This window comes from Pseudomonas sp. GW821-FHT09C09 (assembly GCF_059418105.1).
The window spans coordinates 142139-168538 of record NZ_JBWKPF010000011.1; the positions used below are offsets into that span (position 1 = coordinate 142139).

General features: G+C 62.4%; 22 protein-coding genes and 1 pseudogene. 11 read left to right on the top strand and 12 right to left on the bottom strand.

All coding sequences use genetic code 11. The annotated features are described in order from the left end of the window. Positions 1 to 11 precede the first annotated feature (11 nt). Positions 12 to 1673, bottom strand: a complete 1662-nt coding sequence (locus tag AC07NR_RS27980; RefSeq protein WP_495079912.1) for a choline dehydrogenase — start codon at positions 1671 to 1673, stop codon at positions 12 to 14. A 39-nt stretch (positions 1674 to 1712) separates the two neighbouring features. After that, positions 1713 to 2882, bottom strand: coding sequence for an aromatic ring-hydroxylating oxygenase subunit alpha (locus AC07NR_RS27985; RefSeq protein WP_495079913.1), 1170 nt, complete (start codon positions 2880 to 2882; stop codon positions 1713 to 1715). Between the two features lie 180 nt (positions 2883 to 3062). Here AC07NR_RS27985 and AC07NR_RS27990 point away from each other — a divergent pair, with 180 nt between their 5' ends. The 4 genes from AC07NR_RS27990 to AC07NR_RS28005 all read left to right on the top strand — a co-directional run bounded on the left by AC07NR_RS27990 (position 3063) and on the right by AC07NR_RS28005 (position 7933). Beyond that, a complete protein-coding gene (locus AC07NR_RS27990) occupies positions 3063 to 3776 on the top strand; it encodes a class I SAM-dependent methyltransferase (protein ID WP_495079914.1) in 714 nt (237 codons plus the stop codon). Positions 3777 to 3886: 110 nt separating this feature from the next. Then, entirely contained in the window at positions 3887 to 4387 is a 501-nt protein-coding gene (locus tag AC07NR_RS27995; protein WP_045121794.1) for a sigma-70 family RNA polymerase sigma factor, read from the top strand. Positions 4388 to 4427: 40 nt separating this feature from the next. Further along, the gene (locus AC07NR_RS28000; protein WP_423203910.1) at positions 4428 to 5411 is read left to right on the top strand and encodes a FecR family protein; all 984 of its coding nucleotides are present in this window, start codon (positions 4428 to 4430) and stop codon (positions 5409 to 5411) included. A 98-nt stretch (positions 5412 to 5509) separates the two neighbouring features. After that, positions 5510 to 7933 carry a TonB-dependent siderophore receptor gene (locus tag AC07NR_RS28005; protein ID WP_495079915.1) on the top strand — a complete coding sequence of 808 codons (2424 nt, stop codon included), beginning with the start codon at positions 5510 to 5512 and terminating at the stop codon, positions 7931 to 7933. A gap of 42 nt (positions 7934 to 7975) precedes the next feature. On the opposite strand, the gene AC07NR_RS28010 is transcribed toward AC07NR_RS28005, so the two are convergent. After that, on the bottom strand, positions 7976 to 9127 hold the full coding sequence (locus AC07NR_RS28010; RefSeq protein ID WP_495079916.1) for an MFS transporter: 1152 nt from the start codon (positions 9125 to 9127) through the stop codon (positions 7976 to 7978). A 196-nt stretch (positions 9128 to 9323) separates the two neighbouring features. Here AC07NR_RS28010 and AC07NR_RS28015 point away from each other — a divergent pair, with 196 nt between their 5' ends. After that, on the top strand, positions 9324 to 10319 hold the full coding sequence (locus tag AC07NR_RS28015; RefSeq protein ID WP_305836515.1) for a diaminopimelate epimerase: 996 nt from the start codon (positions 9324 to 9326) through the stop codon (positions 10317 to 10319). A gap of 10 nt (positions 10320 to 10329) precedes the next feature. Here AC07NR_RS28015 and AC07NR_RS28020 read toward each other — a convergent pair whose 3' ends face one another. From AC07NR_RS28020 to AC07NR_RS28050, 7 genes are all read right to left on the bottom strand, one after another. Then, positions 10330 to 12129, bottom strand: a complete 1800-nt coding sequence (locus AC07NR_RS28020) for a glucan 1,4-alpha-maltotetraohydrolase domain-containing protein (RefSeq protein ID WP_495079917.1) — start codon at positions 12127 to 12129, stop codon at positions 10330 to 10332. Then, positions 12033 to 12689, bottom strand: a complete 657-nt coding sequence (locus AC07NR_RS28025; protein WP_495079918.1) for a carboxymuconolactone decarboxylase family protein — start codon at positions 12687 to 12689, stop codon at positions 12033 to 12035. The genes AC07NR_RS28020 and AC07NR_RS28025 overlap by 97 nt, the downstream gene beginning before the upstream one ends. A gap of 114 nt (positions 12690 to 12803) precedes the next feature. Next, on the bottom strand, positions 12804 to 14039 hold the full coding sequence (codA, locus tag AC07NR_RS28030; RefSeq protein ID WP_495079919.1) for a cytosine deaminase: 1236 nt from the start codon (positions 14037 to 14039) through the stop codon (positions 12804 to 12806). A gap of 14 nt (positions 14040 to 14053) precedes the next feature. After that, positions 14054 to 15325 (bottom strand): cytosine permease, encoded by a 1272-nt coding sequence (gene codB, locus AC07NR_RS28035; RefSeq protein ID WP_495079920.1) that lies wholly within the window; start codon positions 15323 to 15325, stop codon positions 14054 to 14056. Between the two features lie 170 nt (positions 15326 to 15495). Further along, the gene (locus AC07NR_RS28040) at positions 15496 to 16308 is read right to left on the bottom strand and encodes an alpha/beta fold hydrolase (protein WP_495079921.1); all 813 of its coding nucleotides are present in this window, start codon (positions 16306 to 16308) and stop codon (positions 15496 to 15498) included. 84 nt (positions 16309 to 16392) lie between these two features. Continuing rightward, entirely contained in the window at positions 16393 to 16749 is a 357-nt protein-coding gene (queD, locus tag AC07NR_RS28045; protein WP_007955941.1) for a 6-carboxytetrahydropterin synthase QueD, read from the bottom strand. Positions 16750 to 16835: 86 nt separating this feature from the next. Continuing rightward, positions 16836 to 17915 (bottom strand): patatin-like phospholipase family protein, encoded by a 1080-nt coding sequence (locus AC07NR_RS28050; RefSeq protein WP_495079922.1) that lies wholly within the window; start codon positions 17913 to 17915, stop codon positions 16836 to 16838. A 147-nt stretch (positions 17916 to 18062) separates the two neighbouring features. Here AC07NR_RS28050 and AC07NR_RS28055 point away from each other — a divergent pair, with 147 nt between their 5' ends. Genes AC07NR_RS28055 through AC07NR_RS28070 form a run of 4 tightly spaced genes read left to right on the top strand, consistent with a single transcriptional unit; the run spans position 18063 to position 20682 of the window. Then, a complete protein-coding gene (locus tag AC07NR_RS28055) occupies positions 18063 to 18374 on the top strand; it encodes a PepSY domain-containing protein (protein WP_085712536.1) in 312 nt (103 codons plus the stop codon). Beyond that, positions 18374 to 18700 (top strand): PepSY domain-containing protein, encoded by a 327-nt coding sequence (locus tag AC07NR_RS28060; protein WP_085712535.1) that lies wholly within the window; start codon positions 18374 to 18376, stop codon positions 18698 to 18700. Before AC07NR_RS28055 ends, AC07NR_RS28060 begins: the two co-directional genes overlap by 1 nt. A 3-nt stretch (positions 18701 to 18703) precedes the next feature. Beyond that, positions 18704 to 19372 carry a response regulator transcription factor gene (locus AC07NR_RS28065; RefSeq protein WP_119428500.1) on the top strand — a complete coding sequence of 223 codons (669 nt, stop codon included), beginning with the start codon at positions 18704 to 18706 and terminating at the stop codon, positions 19370 to 19372. Continuing rightward, positions 19369 to 20682 carry an ATP-binding protein gene (locus AC07NR_RS28070; RefSeq protein WP_495079923.1) on the top strand — a complete coding sequence of 438 codons (1314 nt, stop codon included), beginning with the start codon at positions 19369 to 19371 and terminating at the stop codon, positions 20680 to 20682. Before AC07NR_RS28065 ends, AC07NR_RS28070 begins: the two co-directional genes overlap by 4 nt. Positions 20683 to 20722: 40 nt before the next feature. Here the strand turns inward: AC07NR_RS28070 and AC07NR_RS28075 are convergent, their stop codons facing one another. Both AC07NR_RS28075 and AC07NR_RS28080 read right to left on the bottom strand, forming a co-directional pair. Beyond that, positions 20723 to 21478 carry a methyl-accepting chemotaxis protein gene (locus AC07NR_RS28075; RefSeq protein ID WP_371321017.1) on the bottom strand — a complete coding sequence of 252 codons (756 nt, stop codon included), beginning with the start codon at positions 21476 to 21478 and terminating at the stop codon, positions 20723 to 20725. Between the two features lie 102 nt (positions 21479 to 21580). After that, a pseudogene (locus AC07NR_RS28080) lies at positions 21581 to 22870 on the bottom strand (PDC sensor domain-containing protein); the annotation flags it as partial. Between the two features lie 314 nt (positions 22871 to 23184). On the opposite strand from AC07NR_RS28080, the gene AC07NR_RS28085 reads away from it, so the two are divergent. Together AC07NR_RS28085 and ctpM are read left to right on the top strand one after the other, a co-directional pair. After that, positions 23185 to 24504: a Na+/H+ antiporter family protein gene (locus AC07NR_RS28085; protein ID WP_495079924.1), complete on the top strand. Its 1320-nt coding sequence runs from the start codon at positions 23185 to 23187 to the stop codon at positions 24502 to 24504. 195 nt (positions 24505 to 24699) lie between these two features. Then, the gene (ctpM, locus tag AC07NR_RS28090; protein ID WP_248740977.1) at positions 24700 to 26382 is read left to right on the top strand and encodes a methyl-accepting chemotaxis protein CtpM; all 1683 of its coding nucleotides are present in this window, start codon (positions 24700 to 24702) and stop codon (positions 26380 to 26382) included. The last annotated feature ends 18 nt before the right edge of the window (positions 26383 to 26400 follow it).

The following is a 26400-nucleotide window of genomic DNA, read 5'->3' on the forward strand; positions in this document are numbered from 1 at the left end:
CCATCTCTGCTTTATCGTTGTTCGGTCTGCCAGTGCGGATGGCTCCACACCGGTACATCGGCGGCTGGCAGCGGGGCGAGGTTGCGGATCAGGTCGCTGGCCTTTTCCGCGATCATCACCGTCGGCGCGTTGGTGTTGCCGCTGACGATCACCGGCATGATCGACGCATCCACTACACGCAAACCGTCGAGGCCATGCACTCGCAATTGCGGATCGACCACCGCTTCAGGGTCGCCCGCCGGTCCCATCTTGCAGGTGCCGCTGGCATGGTAGCCGGTTTCCGTGACTTGCCGCGCCCAGGCGTCGAGCTCGGCGTCGGTCTGCACCGAACGGCCCGGCACCAGTTCTTCACCCTTGAACGAGGCCATGGCCGGCTGGTCGAGGATCTCGCGCACCAGCCGTGCGCCGGCGCGCATGTCGGCACGGTCCTGCGCGGTCTTCAGGTAGTTGAACAGAATCCTTGGCGGCCTCCGGGGTTCGGCGCTGTGCAATGTCACGCTGCCGAGGCTGGTGGGACGCATCAGGTCGATGTGGATCTGGAGCGCGTGGGTCGGCACCAGTTCGACGCTGCCCGGTTGCACGGCCAGCGGCATGAAGGTCAGTTGCAGGTCCGGGTGTTCGACCCCGGCCCGAGAACGCAGGAATGCACCGGCCTCGAAATGATTGCTCGCCGCCAGACCATCGTGACGGACGAACCAGCGTGCACCGATCCACCATTTGCCCGGCGCGGTGGTCCAGCGATACAGCGACACCGGTTGCTTGCAGCGAAATTGCACCACCGCGTCCGGGTGATCGTTGAGGCGTTTACCGACGCCGGGCAGATCGTGAATCACGCTGATTCCGAGGTCGCGCAGTTCTGCCGCCGGGCCCACGCCCGAGAGCAACAGCAATTGCGGCGAATTGATCGCCCCGGCAGTCAGCAACACCTCCCGGCGGGCGCGGACGGTGTTCGTTTCGCCGTTCTGTTCATAGTCAATCCCGACCGCTCGCCGACCCTCGAACAGGATGCGCAGCGCCAACGCATCGGTGACCACTTGCACATTGCCCCGAGCCAGCGCTTCGCTGAGATAGCCGCGTGAAGTGCTCCAGCGCCGACCGTTGCGTGTGGTGCGATCCACTGGGCCGAAAGCCTCCTGTCGATAGCCGTTCAAGTCCTGGCTGACGCCATAACCGGCCTCGGCCCCGGCCGTGATGAACGCTGCGCACAGCGGTGTGCCGACGTTGCCAGGGGTGACGTGCAAATGGCCGCCGGCACCACGATAGTCATCGCCGCCATCGGCGTGAGTCTGCGCACGCTTGAAGTACGGCAGCACCTCGCGATAGCTCCAGCCGGTGCAGCCCTGTTCGGCCCAGCCGTCGTAATCCCGGGCATGGCCACGGATGTAGACCATGCCGTTGATCGACGATGAACCGCCGAGGGTGCGGCCTCTTGGCGTGCCGATCCGCCGGCCGTCGAGGTACGGCTCGGGCTCCGACTGATAGCGCCAGTTGTAGCGCGACCCGCCCACCACAAGGCCCACGGCGGACGGCATGTCGATCGTCCAGCTCTTGTCTTCAGGGCCGGCCTCCAGCAGCAGGATGCGCACGTTCGGGTCTTCGCTCAGGCGATTGGCCAACACGCAACCGGCCGAGCCGGCGCCCACGATCAGGTAATCAAACCCGGTTTCGTCCATGGTTTGCTCCGTTCTGACAAATGACGAGGGAAGGGCGGATCAGTCCACGGAATGGCCGTGAATGCCGTTGAACACCAAGCGATGAAAGTGGTGCACCAGATGCTCGCTTTCATTGCTGCGCTGGGCGTCGATCATGTAGCGGCCCTGGTCGTAGCCGAGCGAGCGCAGGCCCTTTTGCACCGAGATGTTCAGGGCGATGTCTTCGGGGCCGAGGTCTTCGTTCATCCACTTCATGCATGCCGTGCTGACGGCGGCTGTCTCGGGGTTGCTGGAGTAGTAACCGAAGCGCAGCAGCGAGCGCTCGGCATCCAGCGGAATCATGATGAACGAGCCGAGAAACTCGGAGAACGGGAAGGTGTAAAAGGTGTTGTTCGGCCACATGCCGATGTTGAAGAAGCATTCCTGCGGGTTCAGCTCGCTTTTCAGCGGCACGCCATAGGCCTCGGTCGCCGACAGGTTGGCCGGTGCGGCGTAGGTCCACCAGTTGTCGCGTTTGATCAACTGGTAACCCTTGAAGTCGATCAACCGGGCGAGGTCGATGTGGCACGGGCCGGACAGTTTGAAGTGATAGCCCTCGATGGAATTGTCCATGATCACTTTCCAGTTGGCCGGCACGATTACGTCCTGTTCCTCGATCAGGTGCATGTCGGCCAGATCCGGGAACACCCGACGCATTTCTTCGTCGGCACCGGGGAACAGATCCCGCAGCGACGGCGCATTCGGGTCGAGGTTGAAGTAGATGAAACCGCCGAGTTCTTCGGTGCGTACCTGGGGAATGTTGAACTGTGCCAGCTCGAAATTCTTCATCCGCTCGCAACGGGGCGCACCGCGCAGGCTGCCGTCCATCTCGTAGCACCACGAGTGATAGGCGCAGCGCACCACGCCGCCGGTGGTGCCACGGCGGTCCTCCAGCAAGCGATTGCCGCGATGCTGGCAGACGTTGTGAAAACCATGGATCTGCCCCTGCCGGTTCTTCGCCACCACCACGCTCTGGTCGAACAGATCGGTGACCACGAACTGCCCCGGTTCGGCGAACTCACTGACATGCCCGGCGACATGCCAGGCCTTCATGAAGATATTGTCGCGTTCGGCACGGAACAGGCTGTCGTCGTAGAAATAGCGCGAGGGCAGGGTGAAGGCCTGCTCCGGATCCTGCTGATCCCAGGCATCGACCGGGCTGTGCTGCTTGCGGGTCTGGAAACTGTGCATGAGGCGATCTCCACGGCTTGTTGTTGTGGGATCTAATCTAGGGTGCGGGGCGTTGTGGGGGTTGATGGATTGCGACCAGTTGCTGGACGGAATGATCAATCGCACGCTGGACCGGGGAGGCCTTGACAGCCCTGCGATAATGAAACTTCACCGCGATCATGATGCAGAGGAAATTTCTCCATGGACAATCAAGCACTCAAGGCTTTGTTCGACCAGCAGTCCGCTGTCTATGACAAGCAGTGGAGCGGCATGGCGCCCATTCGTGATGCCCTGTATTTGCTGCTGGATTCGGTGTTCGCGGGCCTGCCGGAAAATGCCCGGATTCTCTGTGTCGGCGTGGGCACCGGCGTGGAAATGGCGCACCTGGCCCAGCGGTTTCCCGGCTGGCAATTCACCGGGGTCGATCCTTCGGGCGCGATGCTCGACGTGTGCCGTCAAAGAGCGGCCGAAGGCGGCTTCCTGGCCCGTTGCCGTTTTCATGAAGGCTACCTCGATACGCTGACGGAGGAGTCCGCTTACGACGGGGCGACCTGTTTTCTGGTGTCGCAGTTTTTGCTCGGTCCGCAGGCCCGTATCGACTTTTTCCACGAGATTGCTCGTCGTCTGCTGCCGGGCGGGATTCTGGCTAACGCTGATCTCGCCTCTGACACTGCGTCGCCAGCCTACGAAGCACTGCTGCGTCACTGGATGACGCTGATGGCTTCGGCGCAGGTGCCGGCGCAAATGCTCGAACGAGCGCGAGCGGCGTATGCCAGCGATGTGGCGATCCTGCCGGCGCCACAGGTCGCCGGACTGATCGAATCGGCCGGTTTCGAGGCGCCGGTGCAGTTCTTTCAGGCGGGTTTGATGCATGGGTGGTTTTGCTCGCGCGCGGCAGCAATTGGCGCGAGTTAGAGCACTGAAGTTATTGGGGGAAAACAGTTTGATCGGCATTCCCGAGGAATCCATTGCTTCGGTTTAATAGGAAGCATTACTATTCACACCCCTTTCCTCAGCACGCCGCAATGATCCCCATGCTGCCCCGCAGACCCGGCTTTCTCGAGCATTACGAAGAGTTGATCGGCACCTGGACCCGTCGCCTGCGCAATCGCTCGCAGGCTGAGGATCTGGCGCACGACACCTTTGTGCGGGTGCTCGAATCCGATTCGTCGGCGGTGCAGCAACCCCGGGCGTATCTGCACCAGACGGCGCGCAACATCGCGGTGGACGGCTATCGGCGTGAGGACCGGCGGGGTGCCATGGAGTCGGAGGCGATCGATCTCAGTGAGTCGCCGACCGGTGACCCGGAGCATTACATGCATGCGATCCAGCTGGCCGATTCCATCGAACGGGCGCTCACCGAATTGCCGGTCAACTGTCGGCGGATCTTCGTCTGGCAGAAGATCGAAGGCCTGACCCAGGCGGAAATCGCCGAACGCCTGGGCCTGTCCAAGAACATGGTGGAAAAGTATATGATCCGCACCCTGCGGCATCTGCGTGATCGCCTGGACGGGGCGCAATCATGAGCCGCGGCGTCTTTTCATCCCCAGCCAAACAGGACATTCCATGATGGATACTCGTGATTGCGCGTGCGGGCAAACAACGGTGCGCGATGAGGCGGCACGCTGGTTTGTGCGTTTGCAGGAGCCTGCTGTCGACGCCGAACAATATCGGAACTTCGAAGTCTGGCTGAACGAGCATCCGCAGCACCGTGACGAATTCCAGTTGCTGCAAGGGCTGTGGACGGCGGCGGATCTGCTGCCGGCGTCACGGCTCAAGGCTCTGTGTGAAACCCCGCCGGCGCGTCGCGAACGCCGTCTGTTGCTGCGTTATGCGGTGGCGGCCAGCGTGGTCGCGGTGGCCCTCGGGCTCGGTCTGTTCAGTGGCTTGAATCACCCGGCGGGTTACAGCGCCGAATTCGCCACGGCGCTGGGCGAGCGCAGGCATGTCGCGCTGCCGGACGGTTCGGTGATCGATCTCAACAGCCGCAGCCGCCTGCAGGTGCGATTCGAGAAGGATCGGCGCCTGATCGAGTTGAGCGAAGGTGAGGCGATGTTCAGCGTCGAGCACGATACCTCGCGGCCATTCGTGGTCGAGGCCGGCAGCGGCAAGGTGACGGTCACCGGCACGCGCTTCGATGTGCGCCGCGACGTGACGCAAACCCGGGTTGCCGTGGAGCAGGGCACCGTCAAGGTGCAGGGGCGTCATGCCCCGGACAACCAATTCATCAACCTGACGGCCGGCCTCGGCACCCATGTCGATGCCCATGGCGTTGTGGCTCAGGCCTACGCAGTCAACCCGGCGGAACTGACGGCGTGGCGCAGCGGCAAACTGGTGTTCAACAACGCCAGTCTCAGCGAAGTGGTCGAAGAAGTGTCCCGATACCGCGACAAGCCGTTGACCGTCGCCAACCCGGCCGTGGCCAGTCTGCGGCTGACCAGCGTGTTCAAGTCCGACAACACCGACGCCTTGCTCAAGGCCTTGCCGAGCATCCTTCCGGTGGCCGTGCGTACCCACGCCGACGGCAGTCAGGAAATAATTTCAAAATAAAATTCAGGTTTTTTTCGAGTTCGTCGTCTTCCTGTTCAACTGCAACTGGTTTGCATTAACAGTCGCACACTCTTGCGATCCACAGGACTCCGTACGACGTGAAAAACACCACTGCCAACAACAAAAAATCCCCCTGGTTGCCGCTGGCGCTTGCGCTGGCGGTCAACGCCGCGATGCCGCTGGCATTCGCCGCCGACGCCATTCATATCCGCGCGCAGCCACTGGGCCAGGCGCTGAGCGAACTGGGTCAGCAAACCTCGCTGCAGGTGTTTTTCAGCCCGGACTTGGTCGCCGGCAAACAGGCTCCGGCCGTCGATGGCAATCTTTCGCCGGAAGATGCGCTGCGCCAGTTGCTGCAAGGCAGCGGCCTTAACTATCAGATCAATGAAGGCTCGGTGACCCTTTCGCCAGCGCCGACCGCAGCCGCCAACGGCCCGCTGGAACTGGGCGTGACCGACATCAAGGTGGTCGGTGACTGGCTCGGCGACGCCGATGCCGCCGTGGTACAGAACCACCCGGGCGCGCGGACGGTGATCCGCCGCGAGGCCATGGTCGAGCAGGGCGCGATGAACGTCAGCGACGTCCTCAAGCGTGTGCCGGGCGTGCAGGTGCAGGACTCCAACGGCACCGGCGGCAGCGATATCTCACTGAACGTCGGCGTACGTGGCCTGACTTCGCGCCTGTCGCCGCGCTCCACCGTGCTGATCGATGGCGTACCGGCGGCATTCGCGCCGTACGGTCAGCCACAACTGTCGATGGCACCGATTTCTTCCGGCAACCTCGACAGCATCGACGTCGTGCGCGGCGCCGGTTCCGTGCGTTACGGGCCACAGAACGTCGGCGGCGTGATCAACTTCGTGACCCGTGCCATCCCGGAAAAAACCACCGGTGAAATCGGCACCACCCTGGAAACCACCCGTTATGGCGGCTGGAAACACATCGACACCGCGTTCCTTGGCGGCACCGCCGACAACGGCATGGGCGTGGCGCTGTTGTACTCCGGGGTCAACGGCAACGGTTACCGCGAGCGCAACAACGGCAACGACATCGACGACGTGCTGCTCAAGACCCACTGGGCGCCGACCGATCAGGACGATTTCAGTCTCAATTTTCACTACTACGATGCCAGCGCCGACATGCCCGGCGGCCTGACGCAGAAGCAGTACGACGACAAACCGTATGACTCGGTGCGCGACTACGACAACTTCAGCGGCCGCCGCAAGGACGTGTCGTTCAAGTGGATCCGCCAGATCGACGAGCGCACCCAGGCCGAAGTGCTGACCTATTACACCGACAGCTTCCGTGGCAGCACCATCGCCGCCCGCGACCAGAAAACCCTGAGCTCGTACCCGCGCTCCTACTACACGCTGGGTATCGAGCCACGTGTCTCGCGGGTATTCGATGTCGGCCCGACCACTCAGGAAGTCAGCGTCGGTTATCGCTACCTGAAAGAGGCCATGCACGAGCAGTCGAGCCGTCTGGCGCTGGTCAACAATGAGCCGGTGGTCACCAAGACGTCCGACGGCCATGTGTTCCAGGACCGTACCGGCGGCACCGAGGCCAACTCGGTCTACGTCGACAACAAGATCGACGTCGGCAAATGGACCATCACCCCGGGCATTCGCTTCGAGCACATCAACACCGACTGGCACGACCGCGCCGTGCTCGACACTGCCGGCAAGCGCGTGCCGGAGAAAAACCGCAGCATCGAGAGCAACGAACCGCTGCCGGCACTGAGCGTGATGTATCACCTGTCGGACGCGTGGAAGCTGTTCGCCAACTACGAAACCTCGTTCGGCAGCCTGCAGTATTTCCAGCTGGGCCAGGGCGGCTCGGGTGACCAGACGGCCAATGGCCTGGAGCCGGAAAAGGCCAAGACCTACGAAATCGGTACCCGCTACAACGATGACGTGTGGGGCGGTGAAGTGACGCTGTTCTACATCGACTTCGACGACGAGCTGCAATACATCAGCAACGATGTGGGCTGGACCAACCTCGGCGCCACCAAGCACCAGGGTATCGAGGCTTCGGTGCACTACGACATGGCGGCGCTCGATCCGCGCCTCGATGGCCTGACCGCCAACGCCGGTTTCACCTACACCCGCGCGACCTATGAAGGCGAGATCCCGGGCTTCAAAGGCCGCGACCTGCCGTTCTACTCGCGTCAGGTGGCGACCGTCGGCCTGCGTTACGACATCAACCGCTGGACCTACAACATCGACGGTTTCGCCCAGTCCAAACAGCGTTCACCGGGCACCGGCGTGAATGCCGACGGCAGCTTCAGCAACAACTACATCACCGAAGGCACGGCGGACGGTCAGTACGGCGACATCCCGGGTTACGTGACCTGGAACGTGCGCGGCGGCTATGACTTCGGTGCGCAGCTGTCGAACCTGAAGCTCGGCGCCGGGGTGAAAAACATCTTCGACAAGCAGTACTTCACCCGCTCCAGCGACAACAACTCGGGGATGTATGTCGGCGCGCCGCGTACGTTCTTCGTGCAGGCGAGCGTCGGTTTCTGATGCTGTTTGGCTCGTTCCCACGCTGTGTGGGAACGGGCTGGCTCAGACCTTCAGCGCTTTCCCGCCAATCGCCACCGCCACCAGCAACGTCGCCATCAATCCGAAGGCGAAACTCAGGCTGCTGGCATGGGCGACAAACCCGATCACCGCCGGCCCCGCCAGAATCCCCGCGTAACCCAGCGTGGTGATCGCCGGCACGGCGATGCTTTCCGGCATCACCGTCTGTTTGCCCACCGCCGTGTACAGCACCGGCACGATGTTCGAGCAGCCGGCGCCGACCAGTGCATAGCCGACCAGTGCGGCTTCCCAGCTTGGGGCGAACGTCGCCAGAAACAATCCCGCCGCCGCCAGCAGACCGCCAAACAGAATGATCCGCGTCGCACCCAGTGCGCGAACGATCCGGTCACCGGTCAAACGACCCGCAGTCATCGTCAGCGCGAACGCTGCGTAACCCAGCCCTGCATAGGCCGTATCGATCCCGCGTTCCTGCGCGAGAAACACCGCGCTCCAGTCCAGTGCCGCGCCTTCGGTGAGGAACACGATGAAGCACATCCCGCCGATGAACAGCACGATTCCGTGAGGGATCGCGAACGCCGGTCCCGAGCTTTCACTGCCGTAAGGCAACATGTGCGGCACAGCCTTGAACAGCGCCGCGATCAGCACCGCGACCACCACCAGCATCGCCGACAGTGGCGACAAGCCGAGGCCGAGCAAGGCACTGACGCCCGCCGCGCCAACGATCCCGCCGAGGCTGAACAGGCCGTGAAACCCCGACATCATGTTCTTGCCGCTGGCCCGCTCGACGATTACCGCTTGCAGGTTCACCGTCGAATCCACCGTGCCGAGCCCGGCGCCGAACATGAACAGCGTGGCGATCAGCGCCGGGATCGACGACACCGTCGCCAGCAACGGCAACGCCGCACAGATCAGCAACGTGCCGCCGGTAGCCACACGCCGACAGCCGAACCGCGTAGCCAGAATCCCCGCCAGCGGCATTGCCAGAATCGACCCGACGCCAAGACACAACAGCAACAGACCCAACGTCCCTTCATCGAGCCCGGCCCGCGCCTTGGCATACGGCACCAGCGGCGCCCACGCCGCGATGCCGAGCCCGGCGATGAAGAAGGCGATGCGCGTGGACATCTGTTGCAGGCGTCCGGGGACGAAGGTGTCGTTGGGCGTGAGACTGGTCATGGGAATCCTTGGCAAAAAACGTTTCAGCAGGGGACATCCTTGCACAGCTCTTCTGTGGGAGCGAGCCTGCTCGCGATAGCGTCGTGTCAGTCGGACTTTCATTGACTGATACACCGCCATCGCGAGCAAGCTCGCTCCCACAGGGAGTTGCGTTTTACAGTGACGCCTTTGGCAATTTGAAACCAAGGGGCGGTTCATGACGCAGTTCTACGATGCACGGGGCAATATCTACGGAGTGGTCTCACCCCGGGCGCTGCGGGAGTCGGGCATCGATCTGCTCATCGATGCCGCGCAGTGTGCCTTGTCTCGACAGGCGTGGAGCCGCGCCGCGATCGCCCTGTGTTGTGACTGGCCTGACGGTCAGCGACCTGCCGGCAGCAAGGCTCACCGCAGCGATGGTTTGCTGATCGGTCCGTTCCAGTCCTCGCCACCTTTCGACCTGCTGATCGTCAACACCGACGGCACGCTGGCCGAGCGCAGTGGCAACGGTTTGACGATTTTCTCTCAGGCACTGCTTGAGCAAGGGCTGATGCCGGAAGAGGGCGCATCGTTGCAGGTGCATCACGACAAACAGGATGCGTCATCGCCAGTGCCCGTTTCCGTCAAGCCGGCTGAAGTGGCCGGCGTGCAAGGCTTCTGGCTGGATCTCGGGCAACCCGGTTTCGGTCCGGCAGCCGTCGGTGCAGTCGGCGTTGAATCCGTACAGTTCAACAATGTGGAAGTCAGCCGCGTCCGGCCATTGGCGCAATTTGATCCTGCCTGGGAACACAGTCAGTTCGTGCGCATCGGCAATCCTCATTGCGTGACGCTGGTGCAGGACGAAGCGGCACTGCCGAGCAACGCGCAGATGCTTGAGTCACCGCTGGCAGACAGCCTGACCGCCATCGCCTTCGCCATGCCCGTCGGCGCCGGCCAGCCGTGCCCGGCCGGGATCAATCTGCAGTGGGCGATGCACGCAGGCGATCAACGCATCGCCGCACGAGTATTCGAACGGGGCGAGGGGCCGACCGCCTCCTCCGGTACCAGCGCCAGTGCAGTGGCGTGTGCGGCGTGGCGGGCGGGTTGGGTGTCGGCGGGAGAAGTGCAGGTGGTCATGCCGGGCGGGACCGCACCGGTATTACTGGAAGAGAGTGACGGTGAACTGATCCGGGTGCGCCTGTTCGGCACCGCAATACGCACAGGGAAATTATAGAAATGCTGGATCAGAACCGGCCGACAGCGTCGTTGACTGCTCCGCTGATGAATGAGTTGTTCGCCCCCGTCTGCCAATACACCGCTCCCGGGGCTTGCCCCCGCACGATGCATTTCCACTCGATGTTCTGCTGAGCTGGCAGGTTGACCGTAGCGTTCCAGCGGCCATTGGCTAGTGTCAGTGCCAAAGCATGTTGGGGATCCCAGGCCCCGAACTCCAGCGAGGAGCCTGCCGCAAGGACACGTTCGCCGGGTTGCGGATTGGGGTTGTCGCAATGCACGTTGACTGCAACGGTCGCCGGTTCGACAGGGTTGTTCCAGATACGGATGTCGCCGTTATCCCAGCTCAAGGCTGGCGCGCCAAGGCCTTGCGGCAACTGTTGCAGATCGGATTTCAGCGCGATTACCAAAGTCCCGCGTGCCCCCGATGTGGTGGCGACCAGGCCTGAATAAGCGGTGTTGAAGCGAATCGGCGAATCAGCGCGGATACCGGCACTCTTACGCAATTTGATCAATTGCCGGATCAATCGATCCCTCTGCCAATCGTACATGTGCGGCCAGTACACCGTGGGTGTACCGGGACTGCTGAGGATGTAGGCGTACGCCATATTGACCAGTGGGTCCGGCAGGGCCCAATGATGTTGGCCTCCGTAAGCACCTGGCGAATAACCGGTATCGTGATTGTCGACGAAGGTCACCGAGATTGCGCGCCAGGCGGGATCCGGATTGCCATTCAAACCGTGGCGCCACTCGGCCAGCGAGCCATTCTGCATTCGCTCCTTGAGGGCAAAATCGAACACTGTGCAGTGCGAGCGATCCGACCAGTCCTTGAGCACATCTTGCCAGCTTGCATTGTGTCGCCAGTCATCCTGCGGGTATTCGTTGGGGGCTTTCCAGTTTTCACCGACGCAGAATTGTTGGCTGCCGAAGGCGTTCATCCAGCGATCCACCGTTTCCGGTGCATAACCACGGACGAAGTCAAAGCGCAGCCCTTGGGCGTTGTAGTTGTCACGCAGATTGATGAATTCGTTTTTGAACGCTTCGAAAACCGCAGGATTGGCCGTGTTCAGGTCCGCGGCGCCATCCATGAACGCGTCACCCTCATCGCATTGCATGCAGTCTTGCCGCCATTCGTTGGTCCCTCTCGGGAACATTGAATAGACCGCTTTATCGCTCATGTGATTGGGTACCACGTCGAAGACGACTTTCACGCCAGCGTTGTTGAGCGCCAGCACAGTTTGTTTGAGTTGTTGATCACTGCCGTAACGGCTGTTCTTGTCGAAACTATTCCAGAAATAGCCCTCACCGCCGCCGGCTGCCGTGGGGGTGTTCCACTGTGAGGAATCGGTCCAGGGTGGCGGCATCCAGATCAACGTAAAACCGTCGTTGCCGATGGTTGCCGCTTGCTGTGCAAGCACCGAGTACCAAGGCACAGAATTGCGGCTGGAGTTCCAGTGGAAGCCTTGGAGCAGGATTTCTTCACCGTTGCCATTTCGCACGCCGGCGACTGCCGAGGTCGTGGCGATTGCCAGATAGATAGCGAAGATCAGGCGAAATGGTGAAGTCCCTTTCATGATCGTCCCCCCGGGAACGAGGATCCCTTGGACTTCACTGTGAGCCGGTTCGCTGCGGTTGTCGCCTGTCAGATCTGACAGGGCGGCTCTATCGTTTTGCGATAAGACCGCTCCGTCCCATAACCATGAGTACCCTCGATTCAGTGGGCCTTGAACAGTTTCACTGCAACCACGGCAGTGGTGTCCACCGTCAGATGCAGCAGTGCCTGCGGAGTGGTTTGCGCATCCTTGAAACATTCGACGATGACCGCTTGCGCCGCGCAGGCCTGTATCGCCAGCCGGTCAGCGTCGCGCAGCTGCCGTTTCACCGCCGCACTGACCGGGATCGGTGGGTGGCCCTCGCGAACCGCTGTGCAGAAATTCAGAGCGATTTCTCTTGGTGTGGGCGGTGGCGGTGAAGCCAGTCCTGCTTCTGCAAATAAATGATTGAGCTGCTCCGCCGCACTGACGGCTCGCGGAAAACCGGCAAAGGCTGAGGCCTGCAGCAGCACCTCGGTCATTTCGCCGGGGGCCAGGCCTGATGCGAGCCCGGTCTTGAGGTGCACGCTCAGCGGTGGCCCGACCATGCCCGATGCCACAACGGAGGCAATTGACACCGCCTCGCGCAATCGCGGGTCGAGACCGGGGCGCGCGTGCAAATGTCCGTACACCACGCCAACGGCCAGTTCTCCCAGTGCGGGAACGGTATGAAACAAGGCGGCGAGCCGGGCGCGACCATCGGGCACCAGATCGAAAAACGTATGGCGGCCTTCGCGATACAGCGTGGCCATGGGATCGGAAGCAGATTTGGGCTTCATGTCGCGTCCTCATGCAGCAATGAGGATGGCAGCGGAGCAACTACGCGCGAACTACGGCATGACAGGGCGTCCATCGGGAAAGGTCGGCGCCGTTGCGACGCCGACCTCTACACCTTAGACGAACTCCACCACCGGCATCTGCCGCTTCATCAACACCTTGCCGTTACGGATCGAATACAGCGGCAGGCCCTGGCTGCGGATGACTTCATAATCGCTGTCCGCCGACAGGATCAGCAGGTTGGCCGGGCGACCCTGTTCCAGGCCATAGCGTTCACCGAGGTGCATGGCCTTGGCGCTGTTGTCGGTGACCAGATCCAGTGCGCTTTGCAGATTGCGGTAACCGAGCATGTGGCAGATGTGCAGCCCGGCTTCGAGCACCCGCAGGATGTTGCCGTTGCCCAGCGGATACCACGGGTCGACGATCGAATCCTGGCCGAAGCAGACGTTCATGCCGGCTTCGAGCAATTCATTTACGCGGGTCACGCCACGGCGTTTCGGGAAGTTGTCGAAGCGGCCTTGCAGGTGAATGCTTTCGGTCGGGCAGGAGACAAAACTTATCCCCGAGTGCCCGAGCAGGCGGAACAGTTTGGCGCAGTAGGCGTTGTCGTAGGAGCCCATCGCGGTGGTGTGGCTGGCCGTCACGAGTGCGCCCATGTCGCGGCTGCGGGCCTCTTCGGCCAGCACTTCAAGGAAGCGTGAATGCGGGTCGTCGGTTTCGTCGCAGTGCACGTCCACCAGGCAGCCGGTGCGTTCGGCCAGGTCCATCAAAAACTTCACCGAGCTGACGCCCTGGTCGCGGGTGTATTCGAAATGCGGAATCCCGCCGACCACATCGGCGCCCATGCGGATCGCTTCTTCCATCAGCTCGCGGCCGTTGCGGAACGACTCGATGCCTTCCTGGGGGAACGCGACGATTTGCAGGTCGATCAGGTGCCGGCTTTCCTCGCGGACTTCAAGCATGGCCTTGAGCGCGGTGAGTTGCGGGTCGGTGACGTCGACGTGGGTGCGCACATGCTGGATGCCGTGGGCGGCCAGTGTCTGAATGGTCTTTTTCGCCCGGGTTTTGGTGTCTTCCTGGGTGATGGTGACCTTGCGCTCGCCCCAGCACTCGATGCCTTCGAACAATGTGCCGCTCATGTTCCAGCGCGGCTCGCCGGCGGTCAGGCTGGCGTCGAGGTGAATATGCGGCTCGACGAAGGGCGGCACCACCAGATTGCCGCCGGCGTCGAGGTCGTCGGGGCCCAGGGTCGGCGCTTCGGTCTGGCGCGCGATGCTGCGGATCAGGCCGTCTTCCAGGTGCAATTCGTGCAGACCTTCCTGGTTGCGCAGGCGGGCGTTGATGATGTGCATCAGGCAAATCCTTCTTATAGGTCTTGTAGTGGCGCGCTGGCGCGGCGGGCGCCCAGCAGGCCGGTGACGGTGACATACGTTAGCGCGGCAGCGGCGATCCCCACCAGCGGCGCGATCCACGGCGAGTGAAACGCGGCAACGGTGCCAACCGCGTAGGCCCCGAGCCCCGGCCAGTTGAAGGCCGGCAGCCGTGCGTCGGCCAGGCGTGGATAGTGACCGCGCCAGCGGAAGAAAAAGTCGGCCATGATCACGCCGCCAATCGGCGGAATCACGGTGCCGAGCAGGATCAGATAAGGCACCAGCATGTCATACATGCCCAACAGCGCGAGCAGCGTACCGATCACAGCACCGGCCAGGGTCACGGTCTTGCGCCGACCGGTGCGCAGCAGGTTGCAACCGGCGACGGCGAAGTTGTAGATGGTGTTGTCCTGGGTGCTCCAGATATTCAGTAGCAGCATGGCCATCGCCGCCATGGCGAAACCTTGCAGCAGCAACACCTCAACCACGTCGGGTTGTTGATAGACGATCGCGCCATAGGCACCGATCAGCACCATCAGTCCGTTGCCGATGAAAAAGCCAATGAGGCTGGCCAGCACCGCGACCCGCGCCGAGCGTGAGAAGCGCGTCCAGTTGGTGGCCTGGGTCGCGCCGCTGACGAAGGTGCCGAACACCAGCGTGATGGCGGTGGACCAGTCCAGCGAACCGGTCGGCACCACGGCCAGCAAACCATCAAGGCCGCCGACCTTCACCGTGGCCACCCACATCGACAGCATCAGCAGCAACATCATGGCCGGCACCGCGATGTACGACAGAATCTCCAGCCCGCGATAACCGACATACGCCGTGGCGCAGAACACCAGGCCGAACAGCACCATGAGCCCGAGCACCGTGCCGTCGTCCAGAGTGAAATATTTGCCGAGCACCACCGCTGCCGTGGCGGTGCCCCAGGCGTACCAGCCGATCTGGGTGAAACCCAGGATCAGGTCGCTGAGCTTGCTGCCCACTTCGCCGAAGCAGAATCGGCCCATCAATACCGAGTTCAGGCCGCTCTTGAAGGCGATGTAACCCAGGGCGGCGGCGTACAGGCCCAGCAGCAGGTTGCCTATGATGATCACCGCCATCATCTCGCCAAAGCCGAACGCCACGCCGAGCTTGCCGCCGGCAAACATGGTCGCGGTGAAGAAGGTGAAACCCAGCAGCACCATGGCCGTCGAGGCCAGGCCTTTGCGCGCGTGCATGGGGACTTCGCTGAGGGGGTAGTCGTTGCCGGGATCGTTCTGCGTCATGGCGGGCGTTCCTTGCTGGAAAGGGGAGGACGCGAGGTTGTTGCAGCGGTCATGCCAGTTACCGATTGGCGAGGTTATGTATAGACGAGGGATTGAATTTGGCGCGAAAGCAGTGCGCCAGCCTCCGCTGAAGCACAATGTGGGAGCCATCAGGCCGGTTATTTTTCGGCTCAGAGAAAGCGCAGCAGGGCGGCAACGATGGCCTCCGGCGCATCTTCCTGCACCAGATGCCCGGCATTCGGAATCGGATGAAACTGCGATCCGGGGATCATCTGGTGCAAGGCCTGGCCTCGCTCGATGGGAATCCACTGATCCGCTTCGCCCCAGAGAATCTGCACCGGGCAGCGGATCGTCGGATACAGCGGCTGTACTTCCAGCGTGTAGCGCTGGTCCATCTGCGCGATCTGCCGGTAGAACGCCGCTTGCCCCGGATCGCCCAGCCACGGCTGCACGTAAGGGGCGAGTTCATCATCGGGAATATCCCGGTGAATGGCGCCGCGAATGTAGGTCGGGACGATGGCGCGCTGGATGTAATCCGGCAGGCCGCTGAACGCCGCTTCATGCTGGCGCACGTGCTGCACGAAGGGTGAGCCCCAGGGCGTCAGTGCCACCGGGTCGATCAGGGTCAGGGTGCGGTAATCCTTGCCGTTGAGCAGGTGCGCGCGCAGGGCGGTGGCGCCACCGAAGTCGTGGGCAACCACATCCGGGCGTTGCAGGCCCCAGTGATCCAGCAGTTGCGCGAGCAATTCGTTCTGCACGCCGAGGGAGACGTCGGCGTCCGGTTGCTCGGACTGCCCGTAGCCCAGCAGGTCGAAGTAATGCACCCGATGGCTGGCGAAAAAATGCGGCGCGATGCGATGCCATACGTAAGAAGAGAAGGGCGTGCCATGCACGAACACCAGCGGCGGGCCGTCGCCGCGCACCCCGTGGCGAATCTGTCGCCCGTTGAATTCAAAGACCTGATCCAGCAGCCAGTCCGTCATGGGCCTGTTCTCTTGGCGGGTTCGAGCCAAAAAGCATAGGCGTAAAAAAACCACCGGTCTCGGTGGTTTTTTGTGTCGCGGGATTTACTCGCCGCGATAGATGCAACCGCTGGTGCAGGTCTCGTGGATGCGGATCGCACTGAGTTCCGGCAGCAGGGGTTTCAATTCATTCCAGATGAATTTGGCCAGCACTTCGCTGGTCGGGTTCTCGAGGCCCGGAATGTCGTTCAGGTAGTTGTGGTCCAGACGTTCGTACAGCGGCTTGAAAATCGCCTTGATCTCGGAGAAATCACGGATCCAGCCAGTGTGCGGATCGAGGTCACCGCTCAGGTGAATCGCCACTTTGAACGAGTGACCGTGCAGGCGTCCGCACTTGTGGCCGTCCGGTACGTGGGGCAGGCGGTGGGCGGATTCGAACGTAAATTCCTTGAAGATTTCCACAGTGATTTCAGCTCTGTTCAGATGGCGTTCGCCGCAGCGAATTCGGGCAGGCGGCGAGTTTATCAGCTTGTTCCCGGCTGTGCTGACTAAAGGGTCAGCAAGCGCTCGGCGAGGCGACCATTGGCAGTCAGTTCAAGGAACTCGTCGCCCAGTCGGCGGCTCTCGTCCATCGATGCGCGCCAGTATTTCTGCCGGCTCGGCGCATCGCCCATGAAGCGCTTGAAGTCGTTACGGTCGGGGAGTTTGCCGTAGGGCAGGCGGGCCAGGTATTCCTTCGACGGCGCGAGCAACAGCACGTCCTGCAGGCGCTCGGTCGAGGCTTTACGCCACGGCAGGGTCTTGTCGAACCAGCCCGGGATCACCCGGTCGGTGAAGTGCGGGTAGAGCACGATGCCATCGCCGCTGTAGGGCAGGTCGAGGTGGTAGTCCAGCAGGCCGCCGTCGCGGAAGGTGCCGGCGCCGGCGCCCGGCAGGTCGCGCACGCCTTCCATGACCATCGGGATCGACCCCGAGGCCAGCAGCGCCTGACGCAGGTTGCCGGCATTGAGGGCGACGAAGCGCGACGGAAAATCGTTCAGCGCGTGCACCGGCGGCGCCAGGCGCGGGTCGTGGATGATCAGTCGTTCGAAGTGTCGCGACAGCCGCGCCCGACCCCGCAAGTTGTCGGCGATCACCGAACCCAGCGCCAGCCCGAGCCGGCCACGATGGTCGTCTGCCAGCCCGCCGTGGCTTTTGACCACCATGATGTTCAAGCGGTAATGGGCATTGTCGAGCAGTAGCGCATCGCGGCCGTCGAGCAGGTCATCGAGCATGCGCTGCGAACTGCGGCTGACGTCGCTGATGGTCACGCCCTTGTTGAAGTTCTGCTCGGTGTACAGATGGCCGAGGCGACGAATACCTTCGGCGGCGTCCGGCAGGCAGGCGCTGGCGAAGCGCCAGGAACCCACCGAGGCACCGATCAGCGAACGCTCACGGGGAGCCGCCGGCAACCACTCGCCGAACAGCGCCAGATCCAGCCCCTGAATCCCCAGCGCCTTCGGTCCGCCGGCCGCACCGGGCAGGGTGCCGACGTCGGCGGCGTTCAGGCCCTGGGCGCGGATGCGTGCCATGGCCCGCGGGCCGGCCTTGAGGGTGAGGGCAGGGAACTTGATGTGGATGGCTGTCATACCGGTCTCGATCGTTAGCAAGCGAAAGATTATAAGCACATGTTGCCGGCCCTGCTGAAACTGGCCCGGTGATGGCCATTCAGCTTCAGTTAAGTTCGAATCTCTAAGGTGGCGCTCAGGAAGAAACACCGGACATCAGGAAAACCCATGAAAATTCTCGCGCCCCTGTTCATCGCGCTCCTCCTTTACGGTCTGACCTCGAATCTCGCCCATACCCGCGATCTGCTGGCGGATGAAGCCCGGAAACTGATCGACGCTGGTACCATTGTGCCGATTGAAACGGTCAAGGCCACGGTCATGACTCGCCATCCGGATTCGACCGTCATCGATATCGAACTGGAAAAGCGTTACGGCATTTATCTGTACCAGATCGAGCTGAAAGATTCGCAAGGCGTGGAATGGGAAATGGAACTGGACGCAAGCGACGGGCTGCTGCGCAGGGATCATCAGGACACTTAATGAAACTGTTTTTGCCGTATTCATCGACGCGCGCCACGGGACTTCTGGCCCTAGCGCTTGTTACGTTCTGCTCGGTGACGCTTGCTCGCGACCTGAATCAGGACGAAGCCCTGCGCCTGCGTCAGCAAGGCGTGATTCTGCCGCTGGAGCAGGTGCTGCATAACGCGATGGAACGCTACCCCGGTGCCAAATTGCTGGAAGCCGAGCTGGAAGAGAAACACGATGTGTACATCTATGAAATCGAGCTCCTGACCGCCGAAGGCGAGGCCCGCGAACTGCATTTCGAAGCCGCCACCGGCCGTTTGCTGAAAGACAAGGAAGATTGATCGATGCGTTTGCTTCTGGTGGAAGACCACGTCCCCTTGGCCGATGAGCTGATCGCCGGCCTGCAGCGCCAGGGTTATGCCGTGGACTGGCTGGCGGACGGGCGCGATGCGGTCTATCAGGGTCGCAGCGAACCGTACGACCTGATCGTGCTCGACCTCGGCCTGCCGGGCGTGCCGGGCCTTGAAGTGCTGGCGCAGTGGCGTGCCGGCGGACTGGCGATACCGGTGCTGATCCTCACGGCCCGGGATTCCTGGGCCGAGCGCATCGAAGGCCTGAAGGCCGGTGCCGACGATTACCTGACCAAACCCTTCCACCCGGAAGAACTGTATTTGCGCATCCAGTCGCTGCTGCGCCGCTCCAAGGGCCAGGCCAACCAGCCGACGCTCAAGGCCGCGGGGCTGCACCTGGACGAGGGCCGCCAGTGTGTCGTGCGTGACGGCGCCGACATTCAACTGACCGCCGCCGAGTTCCGCCTGCTGCGCTATTTCATGCTGCACCCGGAGCAGATCCTTTCCAAAAGCCATCTCGCCGAACACCTCTACGACGGTGAGACCGAGCGCGACTCCAACGTGCTTGAAGTCCACGTCAATCACCTGCGGCGCAAGCTCGGCAAAAGCGTGATCGAAACCCGTCGCGGCCAGGGTTATCTGTTCGGCGGACAGGCTTCGTGAGATCGATCCAGCGCCGCTTGAGTCTTGGCCTGATCAGCGTGATGGTGGTTGTCGGCGTGATACTGGCGCAAACCAGCCTATGGCTGTTCGAAGTGGGCTTGCAGCGCTACCTCGAAGCCGGTCTGCGCAACGACAGCGAGAGCCTGCTGGTGGCGCTGGTACGTGGCCCGCAAGGTTTGCAGCTCGATGAACGACACCTGTCGCCGGCCTATCAGCGGCCGTTTTCCGGACACTATTTCCGTATCGATTTTGCCGACAGTCACTGGCGTTCACGCTCGCTGTGGGATCAGGACCTGCCGTTGCTGCCGGAACCCGGTCTGCACAGCAACCTGCAACTGGGGCCGGACGGGCAGCAACTGCTGGTGCTGCGCTCGGATTACCGACGGCTCGGCCAGTCGATCTCGATCAGCGTGGCCCAGGACTACACCCCGGTGCGCGAGAGCTTCCAGCGCATGCGTCAGATCGGTCTGGGTCTGGGGCTGGCAGGGTTGCTGCTGATCCTGATCCTGCAGCGCCTGACCGTGCACCGCGCCTTGCGACCACTGGAAAAGGCTCGCGAACAGATCGCCCAGTTACAGCAAGGCCAGCGCTCGCAACTCGATGAGCAAGTGCCGGCAGAACTGGAACCGCTGGTGGCACAGATCAACCATCTGCTTGCCCACACCGAAGACAGCCTCAAGCGTTCGCGCAATGCCCTGGGCAACCTCGGGCATGCGCTGAAAACCCCGCTGGCGGTGCTGCTGAGCCTGGCTTCTAACGAAAAGCTCGATGCCCATCCCGAGCTGCGCAGGATCCTCAAGGAACAACTGGAACAGGTGCAGCAACGGCTGAACCGCGAGCTCAACCGTGCGCGGCTTTCCGGCGATGCGCTGCCGGGCGCGCTATTCGATTGCGACGCGGAGCTGCCGGGGTTGCTGGCGACATTGAACATGATCCACGGCGAACACCTTTCGTTGTGCTACGTCGCGCCGACCGGGCTGCAATTGCCGTGGGACCGTGAAGACTTGCTGGAACTGCTCGGCAATCTGCTGGACAACGCCTGCAAGTGGGCGGATGCCGAGGTGCGGTTGAGCGTGGTCGAGACGGCTGAAGGTTTTGTGCTGAGCGTGGAAGACGATGGGCCGGGGATTCCCGAGGCGCAGCGGGCTCAGGTGTTCAGCCGGGGGGCGCGGCTGGATGAGCAGACCCATGGGCATGGGTTGGGGCTGGGGATTGTGCGGGATATTGTCGAAACGTGGGGCGGGGTGCTGGCGCTGGGCGAAAGTGAGTGGGGCGGGTTGAAGGTGGAGATTCAGTTGCCCCGGCGGTGAACCCGCCCCCACAGGCATCTGTGGTGAGCGGGTTTGAGCGTCAGACCCGGAACTGATCCATCAAACTCTGCTGCTGATTCGCCAGGCTATTGAGCGACTGACTCACCCGCGCCGACTCATTCGCCTGCCCCGACAACGACTCCGTCACATCACGGATCGTCGCCACGTTGTTGTTGATCTCTTCGGCCACCGCGCTCTGTTCTTCAGCGGCGCTGGCGATCTGCAGGTTCATGTCGCTGATCACCGTCACCGCATCGCCGATCTGGCGCAACGCGGTTACGGCCTGGCCGACCTGTTCGACGCTGCCCTGGGCCTGACGATGGCTGTTGCCCATCGAACCGACCACGTCCTGCGTGCCGCTTTGCAATTGCTCGATGACCTGGCGGGTTTCTTCCACCGACTCCTGGGTACGGCGGGCGAGGTTGCGCACTTCGTCGGCGACCACCGCAAAGCCACGCCCGGCCTCGCCGGCACGGGCGGCTTCGATGGCGGCGTTGAGTGCCAGCAGGTTGGTCTGCTCGGCGATGGCGCGGATGGTTTCCAGCACCGTGCCGATCTTCTCGCTGTTGGCGGCCAGGCCTTCGACCTGCACCATCGCCGCGCTCATGTCGGCGGCCAGGGTGTCGATGCTGGCGGTGGTGCGGTCGATCACGGTCAGGCCCTGACGCGTGGCGCGGTCGGCGTCCTTGGCCGCTTCGGCGGCTTGCGCGGCGCTGCGGGCCACGTCCTGGGCGGTGGCGCTCATTTCGTGGGACGCGGTAGCGACCTGATCGACCTGACGGTATTGCTGCTCCATGCCGGCGCTGGTCTGGGTGGCAATGGCCGAGGACTGGTCGGCGGTGTTGCGCGCGTCCTGCACCGAGCGTTTCACCTCGGCGATGATCGGTTGCAGCTTGTCGAGGAAGCGGTTGAACCAGCCGGCCAACTGACCGAGTTCGTCCTTCTTGTCATAGGCCAGACGACGGGTCAGGTCACCTTCGCCGCTGGCGATGTCTTCGAGCATGTGCGCCACGCCGAGAATCGGCTTGGTCACGCTGCGTGCCATCAGCCACACCAGCAGCAGGCCGAGCAGTGCCGCCAGAACGCCGAGGCTCAGCTCGATCAGGGTGCCCGAGGTGTTGCTGGCATCCAGTTGTTGCTTGAGGGCTTCGGCGCGACTCACCAGCACTTTCTCCGGCACATCGAGCAGCACGCCCCACGACGGGCCGCCGGGAATCGGCTGGAACGGCGACAGCACTTTCAGTTGCGCGTTGCTGTGCAGGCTGCTGACGGTGGGGCTCGAAGCGAGCAGGCGCAGCAGTTCAGCGCCGCTGGTGGTGTCCACGGCATCGAGGCGCTGGCTGAGTCTGTTGGCGTCCGGGCTGTAACCGGCGAGCAGGCCGGCGGGGCTGATGATGCTCACGGCGGTCTGGCCGTCATAGAGCTTTTTGCTCGCGCCCTGGCTGATTGCCTGCAGGCTGTTGAGGTTGATGTCCACCGACAGCGAGGCGATGACTTTGCCGTTGACCATCAGCGGGAACACGATGCTGGTCATCAGCACCTTTTGCCCTTCGATCACGTAGAAATAGGGCTCGATCACGCACGGCTTGAGCGTGGTGCGCGGGCAAGTGAACCAGGCGTTGGCGGCCTGGCCGCTGGGGCCGGTGCTGGTGTCGGCCATGTCGCTTTCCGGCAGCGCCATCGAGGTCACTTTGCCCGGCGTCGGCTGCGACCAGTACAGGGCGAAGCGGCCCTTGTCGTTGCTGCCTAATTCACTTTGCCCGGCGAACAGCTCGTCCTTGCCGTCCAGTGCATTGGCTTCGAACACCAGCGACAGGCCGAGCAATTCCGGGTTGGCCTGCAACGCCGATTTCACCTGGCGGGTCATGTCTTCGCGCAGGTCGAAGGCATCGAGAAAGCGCTTCTCGGCCTGCTCGCGCAGGAACAGCACCTGACGCGAGAAGCCGTGGCCATATTGATAGGCGTCCATGAACTGTTGGCGAATGCCCGCGGCCTGAACTTCGCCCTGGGATTCGATGCGCGCCTGGGCCGATTCGGTGAGCATCTCCATGCTGGAGGCTTTGACCAGTTCGGAACTGTGCTCCATTCGATACAGCGAAAGACCCACCAACAGGGTCACGATACCGGCCAGGCAGAGGCCGGCGAGCAGGGTGATTTTCCATTGGATGGAAAGTTGTCTGAGCGACATGGAGACGTCCTTATTCGATAAATATCTGAGACTTTGCACTGTAACGGCCGCGTTTCGACTTTCTTTATGGCGCAAACGCAATATGGCGAATTGACGCACTTTGTGGCGGATATGCCGTTGTCGCCGGTTTGATCATGGAAAGTTACACAGTGACGCGACCGGTCGCTTTGACACTGCGCGCGCTCTGCGGCACAGTGCGCGCCCTTCTAATAAGACCCTCTATGCAAATCCGCTGGCGACCTTCGTGGCTTGCCGGCCGGACTCATCCTGTCTGGCGGTGAATGGCTTTACCGTCGTGTTTTTGAGGTAGTGAAATGAATGCAGTGATTGCTGCGGTCGGCGTCATGCTGATCCTCAGCCTGTCCCGGGTGCATGTGGTGATCGCGTTGATCGTCGGTGCGCTGGTCGGTGGCCTGACCGGCGGCCTGGGCATCGACGCCACACTCAAGGCGTTCAACAGTGGCCTGGGCGGCGGGGCGACGGTTGCGTTGTCCTACGCGTTGCTCGGTGCTTTCGCGGTGGCGATTGCCAAGTCCGGCCTGGCCCATGCCCTGGCCGACAAGGCCCTGGCGATGGTCGATCGTCAGCACGCATCCGGTGGCGGCAGCGTCAAATGGCTGCTGATCGGCCTGCTGTGGGTGGTGGCGATCGCTTCGCAGAACATCCTGCCGATCCACATTGCTTTCATTCCATTGCTGGTGCCGCCACTTCTATATGTACTGACCAAGCTGCAACTGGATCGCCGGCTGATCGCCTGCGTCATGACCTTTGGCCTGATCACGCCGTACATGGTGTTTCCGGTGGGTTTCGGCAACATCTTCCTGAATCAGATCCTGCTGGCCAACGTCAGCAAGGCTGGCGTGGACATCAGCCAGGTCAACGTCATGCATGCGATGGCCATTCCGGCGGCGGGCATGGTGTTTGGTTTGTTGATGGCGGTGTTTTTCAGCTACCGCAAAAAGCGTGTCTATGATCTGGAGAAGATCGAGCAGGTTGAACAAGTCAGCGTCGCCTACAACCCGATGACCATTGGCATTGCAGGTCTGGCGATCGCTGCAGCCTTCATTATCCAACTGCTGCTGGACTCGATGATTATCGGGGCGCTGGCCGGTTTCCTGATTTTCTCGGCGTCGGGCATCGTCAAGTGGCGCGAGACTGACGGCCTGTTCACCGAAGGCATGAAAATGATGGCGATGATCGGCTTCATCATGATCGCCGCTTCGGGTTTTGCCGAAGTATTGAAGGCCACCGGTGAGGTGCGCACGCTGGTCGAAAGCGCGGCGGCGCAGATCGATCACAGCAAGGCCATTGGCGCGCTGCTGATGTTGCTGGTGGGGCTGATGGTGACCATCGGCATCGGTTCGTCCTTCTCCACGGTGCCGATCCTCGCGGCGATTTTCGTGCCGCTGTGCGTGCAACTGGGCTTCAGCCCGATGGCGATCGTCTGCATCGTCGGCACTGCCGGGGCTCTGGGTGACACCGGTTCGCCGGCCTCGGACTCGACCCTCGGCCCGACCTCCGGCCTGAACATCGACGGCCAGCATCACCACATCTGGGACACCGTGGTGCCGACCTTCCTGCACTACAACCTGCCGTTGCTGGCGGCCGGCTGGATAGCCGCGATGGTCTTGTAACACCCCCATTTCCCCTGTGGGAGCCAGCCTGCTGGCGATAACGCCGGATCAGTCAACACATTTGGCGACTGATACACCGCTATCGCCAGCAGGCTGGCTCCCACAGGGAATAGCGTCAGGACTCAGCTCAACTTTTGCTTTCGCGTGCCGTTAACGCCTTTAACCACGCCAATAAAACCAAAAGAGTGAGCCCCCATGCGCCTGAGTCTCAAGGCTAAAGTCCTGTCCCTTGCCGTCCTTCCGGTCTTGCTCTTTGCGCTGGTGATCAGCCTGACCACGCTGTTCATTCTCCAGGAACAGGCGCACAAGGAAGTCGAACAGACCCGCGAACGCCTGCTTGGCGACGCCAAAGCCACTCTGGCCAGTTACGTCGCGGTGGCCATGACCACCATCAAACCGCTTTACGACGCTGCCGCCCCCGGTGACACCGAGGCACGGGCGCAGGTGATCAAGCTGCTGTCGGGCATCAAGTACGGCAAGGACGGCTACTTCTTCGGCTACGACTCCGAGACCGTGCGTCTGTTCAAGTCCACCGATCCCGAAGGCGTGGGCAAGAGCTTCAAGGACAACCGCGACCCGAACGGCGTCTACGTCAACCGCGACCTGGTGAAAGTGGCCAAGGACGGTACTCACTACCTGCAATACAGCTCGCCGCTGCCGGGCAATGCGCAGGTGCTGGTGCCGAAACTCGGCTACACCGAATATTTGGCGAAGTGGGACATGGCGGTCGGTACCTCGGTCAACCTCGACGGCATCGAGGCGCAAGTGGCGCTGGTCCAGGCCCAGGTTCAGGAACGCATGGAGGGCGTGGTGCTGAGCATCGTCGGCGTGGCGGTGGTCGTGCTGCTGGTAATCGCGGTGGCGGGGCTGGTGCTGGCCAATACCATCCTGCGGCCGCTGAACCTGATGAAAGCCAACCTCGATGACATCGCAGCAGGCGAGGGCGACTTGACCCGGCGCCTGACCATCACCAGTCAGGACGAACTCGGCGAACTGGCCGGCTCGTTCAACCGCTTCGTCGACAAGATCCACGGCCTGGTGCGGCAGATCACCGAGATGACCACACAACTGACCGGGCTGGTGACGCAAGTCTCGGATCAGGCCCAGCGTTCCGATCAGGCCATGGAGCGCCAGCGTCACGAAACCGATCAGGTGGCCACGGCGATCAACGAAATGTCCGCCGCCGCGCAAGAAGTCGCCAAGAGCGCACAGAACGCCGCCGTCGCCGCGCAGCAGACCGATGAAGAAGGCCAGACCGCCAAACGTGTGGTGGCCGGCAGCATCAAGCAGATTCATGCGCTGGTGGACGACATCCGCAGCAGCGGCGTGTCCCTCGACAGCCTGCAGCAGGACGTGTCGTCGATTGTCGGCGTGCTCGGGGTGATTCGCTCGATTGCCGAGCAGACCAACCTGCTGGCGCTCAACGCCGCGATCGAAGCGGCCCGGGCCGGCGAGGCCGGGCGCGGGTTTGCGGTGGTGGCGGACGAGGTGCGGGCGCTGGCGTCGCGCACGCAGATCAGCACTCAGGAAATTCAGGGGATGATTGATCGCTTGCAGGCGGGTACGCAGTCGGCGGTCGAGGCGATGCGCCGGTCCAGCGAGGCGGGTGACGGTACCTCGGCTCAGGCCAATCAGGCGGGAGCATCGCTGGATGCCATGGCGGATCTGATTGCAACCATCAACTCGATGAATGCCCAGATCGCCAGTGCTGCCGAAGAGCAGACGGCCGTGGCCGAAGAGATCAATCGCAGCGTGCATCAGATTGCGGTGGCGGTGGATAACGTGGCGGATGAGACACAGTTGGGGGCGCAGACTTCGCGGAGTCTGGCGGATTTGGGACAGCGGCTGGGCAAGCTGGTCGGCCAGTTCCGTATCTGATGGCGTTGCCGGGGCAGG